This window comes from Cohnella massiliensis, from assembly GCF_900169535.1.
GTDB lineage: Bacteria > Bacillota > Bacilli > Paenibacillales > Paenibacillaceae > Cohnella > Cohnella algarum.
In genome coordinates this window covers 954,405-971,551 of sequence record NZ_LT821258.1, presented here as the reverse complement: position 1 = coordinate 971,551, position 17,147 = coordinate 954,405, and the positions used below count along the sequence as shown (strand labels likewise).

Genomic DNA, 17,147 nt, shown 5'->3' with positions numbered 1-17,147 from the left:
GACTACATTTCACCTTCCTGTGACGACTTCTTTAGATGCTTCTCGAACATTTGCTTATAAGCGGCGTGAGGAAACGGCATCGGATTGTTTATCAGCATGAGGAGCTGATTTAGCTGAAAGATCAGGGTTAGAAAAACGTGTTCTTTTTGGTTGTTGTCGGTAAGTTTGAGGTCTGAAATTTTTTTGGCTTGTGCTTGTTTTTGATTATTGTATTTGTCTATTTTGGTTATTTTATAGTGGTTTAACTTTTTGAACCAGTAATCATAAGACTTATTTTCATTCTGCATCGTCTTTCGAAGGGTGAAGTCAGTATCAAAGCTAATAATAATATCAAATAGATTAGAAGTAGATTTAGAAATTTGTTCGGTCGTGGTCGAACATAAAATACGAATGGGCCGAGTGGCTTTTTGTGAAGCAGGGCTTTCAAACATTAGTCCCCCTGAAATTCTGGTTACAGATTCACTACAAGTACTGAGCATTGCAATGGATTTACACCAGCTCTTTAGTTCATCTAACTTCAAAGTGTTGCTTTTACATTGAACAACGACAGCTACAGCTTCGATCGGAATAAACTTCATTTTTCCGTAATTGAAAATATAGGGAGTATACTGTTCGTCGTAGATTGCCAGATCAACTTCTGCTGAAATATTGCCATTGGAGTCCAGAACAAATACACCTTGATCAATGCAGAACTTGCGAGGAATGACTTGCTCGAATAATTCTTTCCATATGTACTCGCGATACGATCCTGTCGTTGGAGGATGAGCAGGTGTTTCTAGTAGAAGTTGACTTACGATCGACCTTTCCAGATGCGCATAGTTTCCAATGATTTTAGGTATTGTATTTTTCTTGGCTGTCATTTTCAAAGGCTCCTTTCATATTGCTTTATTTATCGTAGATAACGCTAAAGTGCCCGAAACCAATGGTCGAATTTTTACCCGCATGCAGTAGCGTTCCGGCTTCAAGCAGCGGCGTAAAAGGGGTTAAATCTCCCTCATAGCAAGCCCATCCTTCAATGGCCGGCAAATTCAACTTGTTGTCCTTACGGTTCATCGAGTACCGTTCAAAATCGACAAACTGCCAATTTTGCTGGATCGTCCTGACTTTGCGTGCCTCATTCAATAACCCTTCTTCGTCCCAGTGAACGAGGTGCTGCGAGTAAGCTTGAGACAGTAAAGCTACTCTCCGAACAATGGATTGAATAAGTACGGGAAAGGACAACGAATGGCAAAGAGTGCGGTTAAGCAGAATTCGTACAGGCGTATCAAAGCGGACCAGAGCAGCTGTTGCCGGCCGTTCCGTACAGTTTAAAGAAATAGGTTGTAAATTTCGCATCCATGTCTTTCCACTGGAATAAATCAATCGGCCTCGAATCGGATCGACTACTTGTTCCAGCGCGAAGGAAAGTCGTTCTGCGCCCCATCCCCGTTCTCCCATGGCTTGGAACGTATCCAAAAGAAGCCCTGCCCGACCAGTTGCTTCTCCGATCAAAGTCAGATCGAACGAACAAATATCCCCCGGCTGCCAAACCGTTTTGCCGCGGACCAACGGATGCAGAACAAAAGGATTAACGGCACCGCCTTCATTTCCCGGGGAGCAAAAAGTCTGGGCATAGGAACAACTATGCCTGATGTTGCATTGATGACAAAGTACTTTAGGCGTCGGGCAGACAAAATCCCGCATGCAATGCCCGATGATACCTCTTAACGTTGAACCTAAATAAGGAGGCAATCTTCCTTCTTTTTTGGCTACAAACGATGCTCGTAGCGTCAACGTTTCCAGATGAGAAAACATCGCATCGACCTAACTTTCGATATAAAAATAGGAACATAGATTTATTTATATCAACATTTTACCACAAAACTTTACAAATTATTACTTTGGTTGCCTTAGGAATAGGAAATTGGGATCTAGAGTTGGTAAAGCGGGGAAGGGGATAAGCTGGTATTGGCTATATTTTATTGAGGGTTAGAAATGAGAAAAACCAAAATCCACAACCAACATACGATAATCTTGTCGTGATTGGCTACATTAAGTTCTGGACAAGTACCTGCGAACTGATTGCAAGCACTTTGTATAGGGCGTGATTGAATTAAGGAGATGCCAACTACCTGCTGAGTTTAGACCAGTGTAGGTGGAATGGGACCACTTGACTGGGCTCTAAGTTCTCCATCCAGCAGACGGGTTTCAGTACAGCATCCGCACGGGAGGCGACGGACATTCCGTACAACGTTTACCCGATACTTCGTGGTTTCAATCCACGTACCCATTCGGGATGCGGTGGCCGCACAGCACGGCGAGGACAAGCCAGTCAAGGTTTCAATCCACGCCCCCCAGCACGGGATGAGACGATCTGCTCCGATCAGACAGAAACGCTCAGAGGAGTTTCAATCCACGCACCCCGCACGGGATGCCCTTCAGCATCACACGTTCACCTTGATCTATAGGGAAGTTTCAATTCACGCACCCCATATGGGATGCGACGATTCCGCCGCGGTGCTTAAATCAATCGACGAGGTTTCAATCCACGCACCCCATACGGGATGCGACGTTCTGGCTATGGCTGATATAAAGAGTACGTTCAGTTTCAATCCACGCATCCCGCACGGGATGCGACGTGAGGCGTTTATCAATGACGACCTCGGGATGCTGTTTCAATCCACGCACCCCGCCGGGATGCGACCAGATGCAATTGCAAAGGCAAGTATCAACCAAAGCGTTTCAATCCACGCACCCCGCACGGGATGCGACGGGTTCGATGATGATTTTCCATTACCTGAACGGGTTTCAATCCACGCACCCCATACGGGATGCGACACGTTGGTATATTGACCGATTGATCAGGGAGGCTGAGGGTTTCAATCCACGCACCCCATACGGGATGCGACTGTTTGGACAGACGAAAAGCATGTACCTTAAGCCGGTTTCAATCCACGCACCCCGCACGGGATGCGACGAAGCTTAATCCCCTGAACTGCTTGCCTTTGTTGTTTCAATCCACGCACCCCGCACGGGATGCGACAAACCGCTCGCAGCGTCGCCGGATAGGATAAGGACGTTTCAATCCACGCACCCCGCACGGGATGCGACAACCCGGATGTTAACGCGGCCGGGCGCTCCGTTGGTTTCAATCCACGCACCCCGCACGGGATGCGACATGTACACGACGCACGCCTATGTTACAAGCATCGTTTCAATCCACGCACCCCGCACGGGATGCGACTGCAATGCGGGCTGCCAACTCCGCAAGGATGCCTTGTTTCAATCCACGCACCCCGCACGGGATGCGACAGCACGGCTGCAAAGCCCTTGAACGGCAAGGGATTGCAAGCGCTTCAGTGCGAACCTCATTTTATTATACCTTAAAACAAGGGTATTTTCATGATAAAAAGCCGGAAACCCGGTCATATCAAGAGGTGCGAATCTCCCGGGAAAATCATGTGCGCTTGGGGTTCGCACCAGAGTTCGGGATCATTAGTGAAAAAATTGTGCGATTTGCATCTCTGAAGGCTCTTGCCTCCGAAACTTCCGCCAGCCCCCGGCACGCGGAAAGGAGTGCAAACCTCACGGGGATTTCAAGCTAGCTTGGGGTTCGCGCCCATACGGCCGCATCTGTTTTGCACATTCTACGGCAATTGGAAAAGGAAACGCCAAGATAAGACCGTGGCAAATAGAGAATGAGGAAAAAGGTATGACCGTTTAAAAGGAAAGCCCCAAAAATTCACAGGAGGCTTCGGAAGCCGCGCGCTTCAGAAGTCAACCGCCAACTCCGAAGCGAAGAGCTCCAAGCGCAAAGCCGCTACCTCAACCGATTGAAAAAAGCGCTCATCCGCTCCGCGTCCGAGGAGTAGACGTTCACGACGCCCAGCAAGCTGTCCGCCTGGCCGATCACGTCGGCGAATTTGCCGTACAGCCGGTTCAAATAGGGGCGATCCGCCAAGGCGTGGAACCGGAACGTGCGGACGTTTTCGTTTTCGGAGACGATATGGTTGACCAAAAAGCGGAAGCCCGTTACGAAAGCGCCGCTCTTGCGATACCCCTCGGAAATGATCGCGGAGTCCACGAACGCGACTTCTCCTTGCGGATGAGGCTCCCCGTCGGCGGTCAGGTACCGATAATAGGTCCAGCCGATCGTTTGGCCGTCGTGGCCGCGCGCGAGCACCACCTGGGAATTCGGGACGGTTCGCAAAATATAGAGGAGAGCTTCTCCCAAGTTGAAGTTGCCGCTGAAATCCGCACGGTTTCGGATAAAATATTGGGAAAATTGCGCCAAGTCCTGCGCATCCCGGCAAACTTTAAAGTTGATTTTCATTCGGAGCCAACGTCCTCCTATTTTTTGAATGCATCTTTCAGGACCGGTCCGAATCGCCGTCATACAACTCGTGCCGGAACCTCATCGCATAGCGGTAAAGCGAGGAAAAGTCGGTTCGATACTCTTCCAGGGTTCCCCGATGCGTATCGACCGAGGCGGTCCGTTGCCCGAGCTTGGCGCATAGCCTTTGAAGCTTCGCCTGCGCGGGAATCCAGAAGCGGATCTCCGAAACGGGCCTCTCCTTCTGGGCGAGATGTTGCGTCAAAAACTGCAAGCCTTGCAGGAACAGCCGGGTATTGCGATAGCGCTCCGCGATAAAAACGGTTTGAACTTGAACGATCTCCGCGTCCCGATAGTCGTTTTCCCCCGTGCCGTGGATGCAGCCGAGCGCGGCGATCGGCTCGTCCTCGCCGTCGAAGCAGACGATCGCCTCCGCACCCAGCAAAATCGGACTTCCGATAAAACTGAGCGCAACGGGAAAATCGTACGGCAAATTCAGCTCCGCATAATGTTCGAGCAAAAAATCGAGATAACGCTCCTGATACGCCTCGAAAGCGCATACCGCAAAGTAATGATCCATAGGCAAACCGGGCTCCTTTGTCGCGGGATATTTTGATTATTGACCCGGTTTTTGAAAATGTAAATCGGCGATAAAAAAAGACCCGGGCTAGCCGGATCGGTGGCGCTTGCGCTTGGCCGGATTACTTGGCCGCTGCCGTGCGGACTTGCTCGCTTGCTTTCAAAAGATCCACGATCGTGAATCGGCCCAATTTGCTGCCTTCTTTCTTATCTAAGTTGGGAGGCATAGGAACCATGATGGCATCTCCTTCACTGGTGTAATGGGTGAAACTGCTGCGAAAAATCCGCAAGCGGCTTAGCTATGCTCTTAATATAGCAGAGATTCGACCGCTTTTCTGTAATTGTAACTACAAATCGGGATTTATTTTCGGATCGGTTTGGGAGAAGGAGCAGGAAGTAACGGAAGGTGTCGAATTTTTCCAATAGGGCGGAGGTGGGCCGATGATGAAGTTCAAATGCGAAGGGGCGAGCCGGGGGAAAGGGGACTTGTTCGAGGCGGACGTGGAAAGAGCGGCGCTAAGAGCTCACAGTGCGGGAAAAAATTTCGCGAATAACGGCTTCGCGCGACCGTTAAATCGGAAGATCGGCCGTTTTCGCTCGTAGTGCGGGAAATTTGGCAAATAACGGCCTCGCGCGACCGTTAAATCGGAAGATCGGCCGTTTTCGCTCGTACTCGAACGAGTTAACGGCCACCAGGGGCCGCTATTCGCTCGTAGTGCGGGAAACTTCGCGAATAACGGCCTCGCGCGACCGTTAAATTCGGAAGATCGGCCGTTTTCGCTCACACTCGAACGAATTAACGGCCACCAGGGGCCGCTATTCGCTCGTAGTGCGGGAAATTTCGCGAATAACGGTCCCGCCGCGACCGTTAGCGCAGCCTCGCGCGAGTGGCCCCGCCACCGGCTGCCGGCGCAAGCCCCGCCAGCTCCGCGAGCCGCCCGCGGCTACGCCTGTCGCCAGACGGCGTAGCCGAACGCGGGCAGCTCCGCCTGCAGCCGCCCGCGGCCGAGCGGCGCCGGCTCGCCGGTGAAGGCGTCCGCCCAGCTGCCCGCGGCAGGGACGGACACGGACGCGCTCTCGCCTCCGGCGTTCATCGCGACGATGAACCGCTCGCCGTCCGCCGCGCGCCGCTCGTACACGAGCGTGCGGCTGCCCGGCTCCGCCTGCAAAAAGCGGATGTCCGCGCTCCGCAGCGCGGCGTGGTTTTTGCGCAGGCGGATCGCTCCGGCGAAAAACCGGAGCAGCTCCCGGTCCTGCTTCTCCTCCTCCCACACCATGCATTCGCGGCAGCCGGGATCGCCGTCGCCGCTCATGCCGATCTCGTCCCCGTAATAGACGCACGGGGTGCCGGGATACGTCAGCTTGAACAGCGTCGCCAGCTTCATCCGGCCGACGTTGTCGCCGCATCGCGTGAGCAGGCGCGGGGTGTCGTGGCTGCCGAGCAGGTTGAACGCCGTTTCGGTCACCTGCTGCGGATAGGCGGCGAGCTGCGCGCCGATCGCGTTCGCGAACTTCGCGGCGTCGATCGTGCCTTCGGCGAAGAAGTCGATGACGGCGTTCGTGAGCGGATAGTTCATGACCGCGTCGAACTGGTCGCCTTGCAGCCAAGGCATCGAATCGTGCCAAATTTCCCCCAAAATGTAGGCATCCGGCTTGGCGGCCTTGACCGTGTCGCGGAACTCGCGCCAAAACCTGTGGTCGACCTCGTTGGCGACGTCGAGACGCCAGCCGTCGATGCCGACTTCCTCGATCCAGTAGCGGGCGACGTCGAGCAGGTACTTTTTGACCTCGGGATGCTCCGTGTTCAGCTTCGGCATGATCGGCTCGAAGGCGAACGTATCGTAAGTGGGAATGCCGCCTGCGACCCGCAGCGGAAATTCCCGGACGTGGAACCAGCCGGCGTAAGGCGAATCGGCCCCTTTTTCCAGAACGTCCACGAACGGCGGGAACTCGCGCCCGGAATGGTTGAACACCGCGTCGAGCATGACCCGGATGCCCCGCGCGTGGCAGGCGTCGACCAGCTCCTTGAGCTTATCGTTCGTGCCGAAATGAGGATCGACCTTGAGATAATCCTTCGTATCGTATTTATGGTTGGTCGTCGCCTCGAACAGCGGATTGAAATAAATCGCGTTGACCCCGAGATCCGCCAAATGGTCCAAATGGTCGAGCACGCCCTGTAAATCCCCGCCGAAGAAATTCGTCGGCGTCGGTTCGGCGCTTCCCCACGGCAGCGCGCCCTCCGGATCGTTCGAAGGGTCGCCGTTCGCGAAGCGCTCGGGGAAAATTTGATAGAACACCGCGTCCTTCACCCACTCCGGCGGGGCGAACACGTCGACCGGGTTGATGAACGGGAAATCGAACAGCTCCAGAGAGTCCGGGGGAGGCGTTTCGCGGAATTCCTTCTCCGTCAAATAGAGCTCCTCGCCGCCCCGGACGAAATGGAAGCCGTAGCGCAGCCGGCGATACGGAGGCTCCACGGCCGCTTCCCAGTAGTCGAACAGCTCATCCGCCGCGAACGCGCGCATCGGCACGATTCGCTTCGTCCGCTCCCAGGCATATTTGTCCCCGACGATGGCGTTAACCGCTTCCATTTCGTTCCGCTTCGTCCGAACGCGAAGATGAATCGTCCTTTCGTCGTAGGCGTAGGCCCAGTTCATCTTGGGCCGGTGAAAAATCGCTTCCCGCAGCATAGTCCAGCACTCCTTCGTAAAATGAGATTCCGATAATTCCGGAGGGAAGAAGGGAACGCAAAAAAGGCACAACCCCGTAGCTTCCCGCCGAGGTTGTACCTATCGGTAACATTGCCTTTAAATTATCGCTGGCTTCATTATATCGAATCGAAGTCCGCGTGCCAAGGGTTATTTGATTTTGATCGCGGCTCTTTTCGTGCAGGCTCGGATGATCGCGAGCGCGGCGCCGAACAGGACGAGCGTTCCGGCCGCAGAGACGAGAGGCGTGAACTCGGGCCGATCGAACGATAGCCAGCCGGTCAGCGGATTTTGCAGCTCGAACTCCCACAGCACGTCGGACGCGACGATCAAAAGAAGGGCAAGCGGGATAAAGAGCATCCCTACGCTCGGAACGAAGCGATAAAAGCCGATTCCAATCAACCAGCCGGCGGAGTAATAAATCAGGACGTTCATCGCGAAGCTCAGCAGCGCCAGTCCCCAGTTTCCGCCGAAATCCAGGTAGCCCTCCGGTTCCGCCGGAACCGACGACGGAAACGCGAGATGCTGGACGGCGGTCGGGATTCCGGCCAGGACGGCGAGCGCGGCGGCATGCGCGACGGAAGCGGCGGCCGAGCCGACAAAGCAAGCCTTGCGCGTAATGCCGTGCTTGACGTAAAACGCAAGAAAGCCGGAAGCGGAGGTGATGCCGACGATCAGCATATACACTTTGGACGGCCGGAACACGAAATCGAGAAAGTCGTTTTCCAGCGAATTGGTCAAAAGATTGTTATTCAGCTTGAGAAAGCCGACCGAAGGTACGACGTAATGAAAAACGAGATAAACGGCGAGGATGATCGCCACGAACATGAACGACCACGTCGATTGCAAGACAAGCAGATCGCCCGCGACTTTGGGGACGTCGGATTTGCCTTTCGGGTATATTTTTGCCTCCATCTCACTCGTCCTCGCTTGTCAAATGAATGAATAAATCCTGCAGCGACACCGGGCCGATGTCCAGCTGCTTCCGTCTGGCGGCGAACCGGGCTTCCTCGGGGATGTCGCCGTACACCGTGACGCACTTCGTATCGCCGAGCTGCTGGGAGTTGAGCTTCGTCATGCTTTGGACGAAGTCGTCCACCGCATGGGCCGGCCCGGTCACGGACGCGCCTTTGCCGATGACGCTCTCGTAGTCCTCGTGCAGAAGAAGCTTTCCCCGATGAAGAACGATCACTTCGTCGAACAGATAATCCATTTCGGAGACGAGGTGCGTCGATAAAATCATCGTTCGGGGATGCCTCTCCTGATCGTTCAGCAATTCCCGGTAAAAAAGCTCCCTCGTCGGCGCGTCCATGCCCGTATAGGGTTCGTCCAGAATGGTCAGCGGCGAGCGGGTCGCGAGGCCGATCGCGGCGTTCAGCGCGGACTGCATCCCGCGGGAAAGCTGGCGGACCGGCTTATCCGCCGGAAGCTTGAACTTCTTGACCAGCTCCATCGCGTACTCGAAATCGAAATTCGGGCGATACCGCCGGGCGGCCTCGACCATGCCTTTCACCTTTTCGGATTCGTTGGCGTGGCTTTCCACGAACACGAACGCGACCTGGCGCATGACGCGCGGGTTTTCGAACGGAGGCTCGCCGCCGATCCGGATCGATCCCGCGGTATGCTCGCAGAACGAAGCGAGCAGGGAAAGCAGCGACGTTTTTCCGGCGCCGTTCCGGCCAAGCAGCCCGTATATTTTGCCGCCCTTCAAATGGAAGGAAATGTCGCTCAACGCTTCGAAATCGCCGTAGCGAAGGCTCAATCCGTCTGCCGTCACATCCAGCATCATTGATCCCGTCCTTTCGTTTCCTTGATCAGGGCGGCGATTTCCGCCTCGGAAATGCCCAGCTTTTCAGCCTCCAGCACCAAGGGCAGAACGTATTCGTCCACAAAAGCCGATCTCCGTTTTCTCATGATGATTTCTTTCGCTCCCTCCGCGACAAACATGCCTACACCTCTTTTTTTGAATAAAATGCCTTCGTCGACGAGCCTATTGATCCCTTTGGCCACGGTGATGTGGTTGATCTTGTAAAACTGCACCAACTGGTTCGTCGACGGCACCTGATCCTGTTCCTTCAGCTGATCGTTTACGATTTGATCTTCGATTTTGTCACGGATCTGCATAAATATCGGTTTGCTGTTGTCGAACGCCATGCTCAACTGGTTGTCACCACCCGGCAGCGATCCGCTGCTATACTCATATCGTTATATAGTCATGTATATAACTTAATCAAAAAAATCCGATTCGTCAAGCCCATCGTTTCACAAAAATCGGCCAAAAAGTTCCACCCTCTTATTCGTTTATGGTTTAATAGAAAAATAGAAAAAGCGACGGAGGAATTGAAATGAGACCCGTAAGTGCACACTGGATCAAGCGCTCCGCGACCGCGCTCGTCCTCGCCGTCGGAGTGGCGGCATTATCCGCATGCGGAGGAGCCGGCGGGTCCGCGCCGGGGCCCGACGCGACCCCTTCCGCGCCGGTCGAAACGTCGTCCGCCTCTCCGAAGCCGTCCGAAACGGCCGCGCCGGCTTTTATCGCGCCTCTGACCGGACTTCCCGTTTACGAGGAAGCGACGAAACGTCCGCTCGCGGTCATGATCAACAATTTGAAGCCCGCGCGGCCGCAATCCGGCCTTTCGCACGCGGACATCGTCTGGGAAGTGCTCGCGGAGGGAGGCATTACGAGGCTGGTGTCCATTTTCCAAAGCTCGGCGCTTGATGAGCCGATCGGCCCGATCCGGAGCATTCGCCCGTACATGATCGACATCGGCGAGGCGTACGGCGGCGTGCTCGTCCATGCGGGCGCGAGCAACGACGCATTGGCAATTTTGCAGCATTCCGGGAAGGCGGATCTGGACGAGATCAACAACGCGAGCGCGTATTTTTACCGGGAAAGCTTCCGGAAGGCGCCGCACAACCTGTACTCCACCATCCCGAAGCTGCGGGAGGGAACGGAAAAGCTCGGGCATAACGAAACGGCCGACGTGCCGGCGATGACGTTCCGTTCGGCGATCGCGTTCTCGCCCGAAGATCCGGCGGCGGCCGACGTCGAGGTCAAATTCCAGCTCGACAGCTACAAGGTGTCCTATCGTTACGATCCGGCAAAAGGCACGTACGCCCGCTCGATCAACGGCGAACCCCATACCGACCTGAACAACGACGAGCAGCTTGCGGCCGCGAACCTGGTCATGCTTTCCGCGAAGCACCGGACGTACGACAGCGAGGGCCGGCTGGAGATCAATTTGCAAAGCGGAGGGGAAGCGCTGCTGTTTCAGCAGGGCCGAGTCATCGTCTGCGAGTGGGAGCGGGAATCCGGCGATATCGTCCGGCTGGTCAAGGACGGCGCCGAGCTTCCTTTCGCGCCGGGCAAGACGTACTACCACGTCCTCCCGAGCTCGTCGCCGCTCGCTTCTCTCGTAACCTATCAATAGCCGAGAGCGGACAGGCGAAAAAAGGCGGTTTTGACATTTTAGGTTATAATAAAATTACACCAACGTCACAAAGACAACCAGAAGGAGAACACCATGGGAGTGACCGTCAGAGAAGCTCTCGGCATCGGGGGCTTTACGAAGTGCAAAGTGGTTGCCGGAGAAGCGGGGCTCGACCGGGAAATCGAATACATCACCGTCATGGAAGTGCCGGACGTCATTCAATGGCTGAAGGGCAACGATTTGCTGCTGACGAGCCTGTATCCGATCAAGGACGACCCCGAAGCGATCCGCGATCTGGTGCGGCAGCTCGACGAGGTGAACAGCTCGGCGCTGGCGATCAAGACGCAGCGCTACGTGCAGGAAATTCCCCGGCCGATCATCGAAGCGGGGAACCGGCATAACCTGCCGATTATCGAGATTCACAACGAGGTATCCTACCTGGACATTATGACTCCGCTCATGCAGATCATGGTCGACCCGGCGCTTAGCGGCAAGCAGGAGCTGGAGGCCTTTTTTCATTGGATTACGGAGCTGGCGATGGGGGGGAAGGGCATTCCCGCGCTGGTCGAGGCGATGCAGCAAATGACCGACAATCTGATCACCGTCGGCTCGGATATTCCCGGTCTCGACGGATTGTTCAAGGGGCGCAGCATTTTTCCGCTGTCCCGGCTGCAGCGCAACGAGCTGAAGGCGGCGAAGCGCTCCATCCGGATGGAGCGCATGCTCGACGGACGGCTGACGCCGTGCATTGTGACGCCGCTTCAACTGAGCGACGAGCTGTATGGCGACGTCACGTGCTGGCAAACGAAGCGGCCGCTGGAGGAGCGGGATTTTCACCTTCTCGACCGCGCCGTGCCGCTACTCGCGCTGGAGTTCCTCAAGGTTATCACCCGCAACGACGTGGAGCAGGCGTTCAAGGACGATTTGCTGGCGGAAGTGCTTGACGGCAACGTGCCGGACAAGGCGGAGACGATCGAGCGGGCGCGGCTGTACGGCTGGGATTTGTCCGTCGACTACCAGGTGTTCGCGATCGCGTACGCCGGCGGCGGCCAGAGCCAGGACAATCTCGAAAGCAAGGAGCTGCGCCTGCAGGAGCAAAAACGCAAGCTTGTCCGCAAGGCAAACGAGTTTTTCCGGTTTCGCGGCGCGGGCACGATCGCGCTGGCCCGCAAGGAGTACCTCGTGATCCTGTACCCGGTAACCGGCGGGAGCGAGAACGGGCTGCCGGAAGGCGCGGACAAGAGCGCCGTCATTCAGACGGCCGAGGCGATCCGCAAGCAGCTGTCCCACGATTTCGGCGATTGGGCGTTTACGGTCGGGATCGGCCGTTTTTACCGGGGGCTCGAGGGCATTCGCCAAGGCTACGTCGAAGCCGTCAAGGCGATCCGGCTGGGGGCTCCCGTCGCCCAGGAGAAAGGCGTCGTCCATTTCGACGATCTCGGGGTTTTTCGCATTTTGAGCCAGTTTCACGATTGGAACGAGCTTGAAGATATTTACAAAGAGACGATCGGCAAGCTCGTCGAATACGATTTCAGCAACAACTCCAACCTCGTCCAGACGCTGACGGAGTACTTCGCCTGCAACTGCTCGCTAAACGAAACGGCCGAAAAGCTGTACGTGCACGTAAACACGATGAAATACCGGCTGCAAAAAATCGAGCAATTGACCGGGCACGGCATTCACGATGCGGAAAAGCGGCTGCTGCTCCATCTCGGCATTCACATCCACCAAATATTGCAAACGGGCCATTATTGACATTCCTGACATGGCGCCGCGCAGGCATTTCTGGCCGCACCGACGAAACGTCGGTGTTTTTTTTGTCCTTTTCCACATATTAATGGCCTTCCGAAATTGATACCGTTTTTACAGATGCTTTGGTCAGGGAGTGAGATCGATTTGAAAACGCTTATTCAAAACGGGACGGTCATCAATCCCGACACGAACCTGCAGGAAAAAGCGGACCTATGGATCGAGGACGGCAAGGTGGCGGCCGTCGGCCGCAGCCTGCAAGGGGAGGCGGACCGCATTATCGACGCGTCCGGTCTGCTCGTCGTGCCGGGCCTCGTGGACATTCACGTGCATTTTCGCGATCCGGGCTTTACGCATAAAGAAACGATCGAGACCGGTTCGCTCGCGGCCGCGGCCGGAGGGTTCACCTCGGTCGTCTGCATGCCGAACACGAAGCCGGCCATCGATACGCCGGAGACGCTGGAGTACGTGCTGCGAACCGGCCGGGAGCGAGGCGTCGTCCGGGTGTACTCGTCCGGCGCGATCACCTATGGCATTCGGGGCGAGGAATTGACCGATCTGAGGGCGCTGGCCCAGGCGGGAGCGGTGACGTTCACCGACGACGGCCGGTCGCCGATGAATCCGAAGCTGCTGCTGGAAGCGTTCCGGACGGCGGCCGAGCTCGACATTCCGATCAGCTCCCATTGCGAGGAGCATTCGCTCGTGACCGAAGGGGCGATGAACCGGGGCAGGGCGAGCGAAGCTGTCGGCGACCCGGGCATTCCGGCGCTCGCGGAGGAGCTGGTAATCGCGCGGGACATTTTGTTCGCGGAGGATGCCGGGGCGAGGCTGCACATCCAGCACGTCTCGACGGCGCGCGGCGTGCAACTCATCCGCGAGGCGAAGCAACGGGGCGTGAAGGTGACGGCCGAAGGCGCGCCGCACCACTTCACGCTGACGGACGAGCGGGTCGTCACGCACGGGACGCTGGCGAAGGTCAATCCGCCGCTGCGCACGGCGGCCGACGTCGAAGCCGTCATCGCCGGGCTTGCCGACGGCACGCTGGACGCGATCGCGACGGATCATGCGCCGCATGCGGCCGAGGAGAAGGCGCTGCCGCTCGGCAAGGCGCCGTTCGGCATGGTCGGGCTCGAAACCGCGGTCGGGCTGACGTTTACCGCGCTCGTGCATACGGGCAGACTGTCGCTGATGGAGGCGATCGCCAAGCTGACCGTCGTCCCGGCCCGGATCATGGGCCTGCCCGCGGGCACGCTGGCGCCGGGCGCGGCGGCGGATATCGCGTTTATCGATCCGGACAAGGAATGGATCGTCGATCCCGCGGCGTTCCGGTCCAAGTCGAACAATTCGCCCTTTGCGGGCATGAAGCTGAAGGGCAAGGCCGTTCGGACGATGGTGGCGGGCGAAACGGTTTACGACGAAAGCGAAGCCGGAAAGGGAGGAGCGGAAGGCCAATGACGAAGCCGTTTCAACGCGTGTTTCTGATCGTGCTCGACAGCGTCGGCATCGGCGAGCTGCCCGACGCGGCGGCTTACGGCGACGCCGGGGCGCACACGCTCGGCAATATCGCGAAAGCCGCGGGCCCGCTGGCGCTCCCCCATCTGGAGCGGCTGGGCCTGGGGGCGATCGCGCCGGTCGACGGAATCGCGGCCGTCGCGGCGCCGCGGGCCCATTACGGCAAAATGGCCGAGCTGTCCAAAGGAAAGGATACGCTCACCGGGCATTGGGAGCTGATGGGCGTGCCGATGGACGTCGCCTTTCAAACGTATCCTTCGGGTTTTCCGGAGGAGCTGATCCAGCAGCTCGAAGCGGAAACGGGGCGGGGCGTCATCGGCAACAAAGTGGCGTCCGGCACCGACATCATCAAGGAGCTGGGCGCCGAGCACCAGCAGTCCGGCAGCCTCATCGTCTATACGTCGGCCGACAGCGTCCTTCAAATCGCGGCGCATGAAGACACCGTTCCGCTCGAGGAACTGTACGACATCTGCGCCAAAGCCCGCAAGCTCACGCTGAGCGAGCGTTATTTCGTCGGGCGGGTGATCGCCCGGCCGTTCGCCGGCGCTCCCGGCCGCTACGAGCGAACGCCCAACCGCAAGGACTACGCGGTGGCGCCGCCGCGCCCGACCGTTCTGAACGGGCTCGTCCGGCACGGCTACGACAGCATCGGCATCGGCAAAATTTCCGATATTTTCGCCGGCGAGGGCATTTCGGAAAGCTGGCCGACGAAGTCGAACGCGCACGGAATCGAGACGTTTCTCGGCGTCATGAACATGAACTTTACCGGCCTGTGCTTTCTTAACCTGGTCGATTTCGACTCGCTGTACGGGCATCGCCGCGATCCGAAAGGCTATGGCGCCGCGCTCGAGCATTTCGACGCGAAGCTTCCGGACATGGCCGCCGCGCTGCGCGAAGACGATCTGCTGATCGTTACCGCCGACCACGGCAACGACCCGACCCATTCCGGCACCGACCACACACGCGAGTACGTGCCGTTGCTGGCGCTGCGCAAAGGGATGGAGCGCGGGAGCGATCTCGGCGTTCGCGCGACGTTCGCCGACGTCGGCGCGACGATCGCGGACAACTTCAAGATCGATCCGCCGGAAGTCGGGACGAGCTTTCTGCGACAGCTGTAGAAATTGGAAAATCGGGACATAACTAACCGGAAGGAAAAATCCGGGTGTCAACCGGACGGACATTGTCGTTGTGGATCCGGACAAATGCAGTCGGACAAATTTGTCCGAAGCGACATTTTGTTTAACAACCTTAATTTATACAATGATTTTATTCTAACGGACGTCGAATTGAACGGAATTTTGTCAAACGAGGAGCGTGAACGGGCGTGTCCAGCACGGCAATTCGCATCGAGAACGTCAATAAAATTTACAAGGCCCGAGACGGCCGCGAAGTGCAAGCTCTGACCAATATCAACCTGAACGTGAAGAAAAGCGAGTTTATCTCGATTATCGGGCCGTCCGGCTGCGGAAAGTCGACGCTGCTCCGCATTTTGGCCAGCCTGGACAAGCCGACGAACGGCGTGATCGACTGGGAGAACTCGGCGGACAACATCGGCTTCGTGTTCCAGGACGCGACGCTGCTCCCGTGGAAGACGGTTTACCAGAACGTCAAATTCCCGCTGGAGGTCAAAAAGCTCGCGACCAAGGAAAATCTGGCGAACCTCGACAAGTTGTTGGAGCTGGCCGGGCTGAAAGGGTTTGAAAAAGCGTATCCCCGCGAGCTGTCGGGGGGCATGAAGCAGCGGGCATCCATCGTCAGGGCGCTGTCCTACAACCCGGACGTGCTGCTGATGGACGAGCCGTTCGGCGCGCTGGACGCGCTTACGCGGGACAAGATGGGGCTCGAGCTGCTGCGCATTTGGCAGGAAACGAAAAAAACGATTCTGTTCGTCACGCACAGCATCGCGGAATCCGTTTTTCTTTCCGATAGAGTCATCGTCATGTCGCCGCGCCCGGGCAAAATCGACGAAATCATCGACATCGACCTTCCGCGTCCGCGCACCGTAGACGTGAAGGAGACGCCCGAATTCAACCAATACGTGAAAAAGCTAAGGGAAGTGTTGGGTTAATGTCGGCGCTTCGAAAACTGGGTCAATACGTCGTCGCGATCGCCGTTCTGGTGCTGATCTGGTATTTGTACGTCCTCATTTTCGACGTGCCGAAGTTCATTTTGCCGGGACCGGCGGAAGTCGGCAAGGAATTCGTCGACATGATTTCCCGGGAAAACGTCCTGTACCACTTCATGGTGACGACCGGCGAAATTTTGGCCGGATTCGTGCTCGGCGTGCTGATCGGCTATCTGGTCGGGTATCTGATCAGCAAGGTGAAAATTTTGGAAGAAGCGCTCATGCCGTTCATTCTGCTCGCGCAGACGGCTCCGAAAATCGCGCTGGCTCCGCTGTTCGTCATCTGGTTCGGCCTCGGCTTCGCTTCCAAGCTCGTGCTGATCATTTCGATGGTGTTTTTCCCGGTCATGCTGGGCGCGATTTTCGGCATCAAGAGCATCAGCTACAACATGAAGTGCCTCATGCAAATTACCGGCTTGAACTGGTGGCAGCGGATCGTGCAGGTCGAGCTTCCCCACTCGCTGCCGCAAATTTTCGCCGGACTGAAAGTCGGCATGATCCAGGCGGTCATCGCCTCGATCGTGGCCGAGTACATTTCCGGACAGAGCGGACTGGGCTTCCTGCTCGTTTACGGCAGCACGACGTACAATTCGCCGATGCTGTTCGCCAGCATCATTTACACCGTGATCGTCGGCATCATCTTCTATGCCATCGTCGCGGCGCTGGAAAACCGCTTCTTATTCTGGCACGATTCCAAGCAAATCGGCGGCAAGGTTTGAGGGGAGGTGACG

Annotated in this window: 14 protein-coding genes and 1 CRISPR repeat array; of the genes, 6 read left to right on the top strand and 8 right to left on the bottom strand. The window is 56.7% G+C overall.

The genetic code is table 11. The annotated features are described in order from the left end of the window. Positions 1-2: 2 nt before the first annotated feature. The 8 genes from B7E11_RS13915 to B7E11_RS13880 all read right to left on the bottom strand — a co-directional run bounded on the left by B7E11_RS13915 (position 3) and on the right by B7E11_RS13880 (position 9,759). A complete protein-coding gene (locus B7E11_RS13915) occupies positions 3-860 on the bottom strand; it encodes a DUF6602 domain-containing protein (RefSeq protein ID WP_080835323.1) in 858 nt (285 codons plus the stop codon). A 25-nt stretch (positions 861-885) separates the two neighbouring features. Next, positions 886-1,794, bottom strand: a complete 909-nt coding sequence (gene cas6, locus B7E11_RS13910; RefSeq protein WP_080835320.1) for a CRISPR system precrRNA processing endoribonuclease RAMP protein Cas6 — start codon at positions 1,792-1,794, stop codon at positions 886-888. 923 nt (positions 1,795-2,717) lie between these two features. Beyond that, a CRISPR array of direct repeats spans positions 2,718-3,291; the repeat unit is 33 nt; unit sequence GTTTCAATCCACGCACCCCGCACGGGATGCGAC. Between the two features lie 508 nt (positions 3,292-3,799). Then, complete coding sequence (locus tag B7E11_RS13905) at positions 3,800-4,312, bottom strand: hypothetical protein (protein ID WP_080835317.1); 513 nt, start codon at positions 4,310-4,312, stop codon at positions 3,800-3,802. A 37-nt stretch (positions 4,313-4,349) separates the two neighbouring features. Continuing rightward, a complete protein-coding gene (locus tag B7E11_RS13900) occupies positions 4,350-4,892 on the bottom strand; it encodes a hypothetical protein (RefSeq protein WP_080835314.1) in 543 nt (180 codons plus the stop codon). 943 nt (positions 4,893-5,835) lie between these two features. Next, on the bottom strand, positions 5,836-7,581 hold the full coding sequence (locus B7E11_RS13895) for an alpha-glycosidase (RefSeq protein ID WP_080835311.1): 1,746 nt from the start codon (positions 7,579-7,581) through the stop codon (positions 5,836-5,838). A 168-nt stretch (positions 7,582-7,749) separates the two neighbouring features. Next, positions 7,750-8,514: a hypothetical protein gene (locus B7E11_RS13890; protein WP_080835308.1), complete on the bottom strand. Its 765-nt coding sequence runs from the start codon at positions 8,512-8,514 to the stop codon at positions 7,750-7,752. Between the two features lies 1 nt (position 8,515). Continuing rightward, complete coding sequence (locus tag B7E11_RS13885; protein ID WP_080835305.1) at positions 8,516-9,388, bottom strand: ABC transporter ATP-binding protein; 873 nt, start codon at positions 9,386-9,388, stop codon at positions 8,516-8,518. Beyond that, entirely contained in the window at positions 9,385-9,759 is a 375-nt protein-coding gene (locus B7E11_RS13880; RefSeq protein WP_080835301.1) for a GntR family transcriptional regulator, read from the bottom strand. Before B7E11_RS13880 ends, B7E11_RS13885 begins: the two co-directional genes overlap by 4 nt. A 185-nt stretch (positions 9,760-9,944) precedes the next feature. Here B7E11_RS13880 and B7E11_RS13875 point away from each other — a divergent pair, with 185 nt between their 5' ends. The 6 genes from B7E11_RS13875 (at position 9,945) to B7E11_RS13850 (ending at position 17,135) form a co-directional block, all read left to right on the top strand. Continuing rightward, positions 9,945-11,030 (top strand): DUF3048 domain-containing protein, encoded by a 1,086-nt coding sequence (locus tag B7E11_RS13875; protein ID WP_080835299.1) that lies wholly within the window; start codon positions 9,945-9,947, stop codon positions 11,028-11,030. Positions 11,031-11,123: 93 nt separating this feature from the next. Beyond that, positions 11,124-12,785, top strand: a complete 1,662-nt coding sequence (locus B7E11_RS13870) for a PucR family transcriptional regulator (protein WP_080835296.1) — start codon at positions 11,124-11,126, stop codon at positions 12,783-12,785. A 141-nt stretch (positions 12,786-12,926) separates the two neighbouring features. Next, positions 12,927-14,234 carry a dihydroorotase gene (locus B7E11_RS13865; protein ID WP_080835294.1) on the top strand — a complete coding sequence of 436 codons (1,308 nt, stop codon included), beginning with the start codon at positions 12,927-12,929 and terminating at the stop codon, positions 14,232-14,234. Further along, positions 14,231-15,409, top strand: a complete 1,179-nt coding sequence (locus B7E11_RS13860; protein WP_080835291.1) for a phosphopentomutase — start codon at positions 14,231-14,233, stop codon at positions 15,407-15,409. The genes B7E11_RS13865 and B7E11_RS13860 overlap by 4 nt, the downstream gene beginning before the upstream one ends. Positions 15,410-15,615: 206 nt before the next feature. Then, a complete protein-coding gene (locus B7E11_RS13855) occupies positions 15,616-16,359 on the top strand; it encodes an ABC transporter ATP-binding protein (RefSeq protein WP_080835288.1) in 744 nt (247 codons plus the stop codon). Then, positions 16,359-17,135 (top strand): ABC transporter permease, encoded by a 777-nt coding sequence (locus B7E11_RS13850; protein WP_080835285.1) that lies wholly within the window; start codon positions 16,359-16,361, stop codon positions 17,133-17,135. Before B7E11_RS13855 ends, B7E11_RS13850 begins: the two co-directional genes overlap by 1 nt. Positions 17,136-17,147: the final 12 nt, after the last annotated feature.

Excerpts from the sequence above, each read along its gene's own strand:
- cas6 (WP_080835320.1), bottom strand. The coding sequence starts at position 1,794 with ATGTTTTCTCATCTGGAAACGTTGACGCTACGAGCATCGTTTGTAGCC.
- B7E11_RS13895 (WP_080835311.1), bottom strand. The coding sequence starts at position 7,581 with ATGCTGCGGGAAGCGATTTTTCACCGGCCCAAGATGAACTGGGCCTAC.
- B7E11_RS13885 (WP_080835305.1), bottom strand. The coding sequence starts at position 9,388 with ATGATGCTGGATGTGACGGCAGACGGATTGAGCCTTCGCTACGGCGAT.
- B7E11_RS13870 (WP_080835296.1), top strand. The coding sequence starts at position 11,124 with ATGGGAGTGACCGTCAGAGAAGCTCTCGGCATCGGGGGCTTTACGAAG.
- B7E11_RS13875 (WP_080835299.1), top strand. The coding sequence starts at position 9,945 with ATGAGACCCGTAAGTGCACACTGGATCAAGCGCTCCGCGACCGCGCTC.
- B7E11_RS13900 (WP_080835314.1), bottom strand. The coding sequence starts at position 4,892 with ATGGATCATTACTTTGCGGTATGCGCTTTCGAGGCGTATCAGGAGCGT.
- B7E11_RS13860 (WP_080835291.1), top strand. The coding sequence starts at position 14,231 with ATGACGAAGCCGTTTCAACGCGTGTTTCTGATCGTGCTCGACAGCGTC.
- B7E11_RS13850 (WP_080835285.1), top strand. The coding sequence starts at position 16,359 with ATGTCGGCGCTTCGAAAACTGGGTCAATACGTCGTCGCGATCGCCGTT.
- B7E11_RS13890 (WP_080835308.1), bottom strand. The coding sequence starts at position 8,514 with ATGGAGGCAAAAATATACCCGAAAGGCAAATCCGACGTCCCCAAAGTC.
- B7E11_RS13915 (WP_080835323.1), bottom strand. The coding sequence starts at position 860 with ATGACAGCCAAGAAAAATACAATACCTAAAATCATTGGAAACTATGCG.
- B7E11_RS13905 (WP_080835317.1), bottom strand. The coding sequence starts at position 4,312 with ATGAAAATCAACTTTAAAGTTTGCCGGGATGCGCAGGACTTGGCGCAA.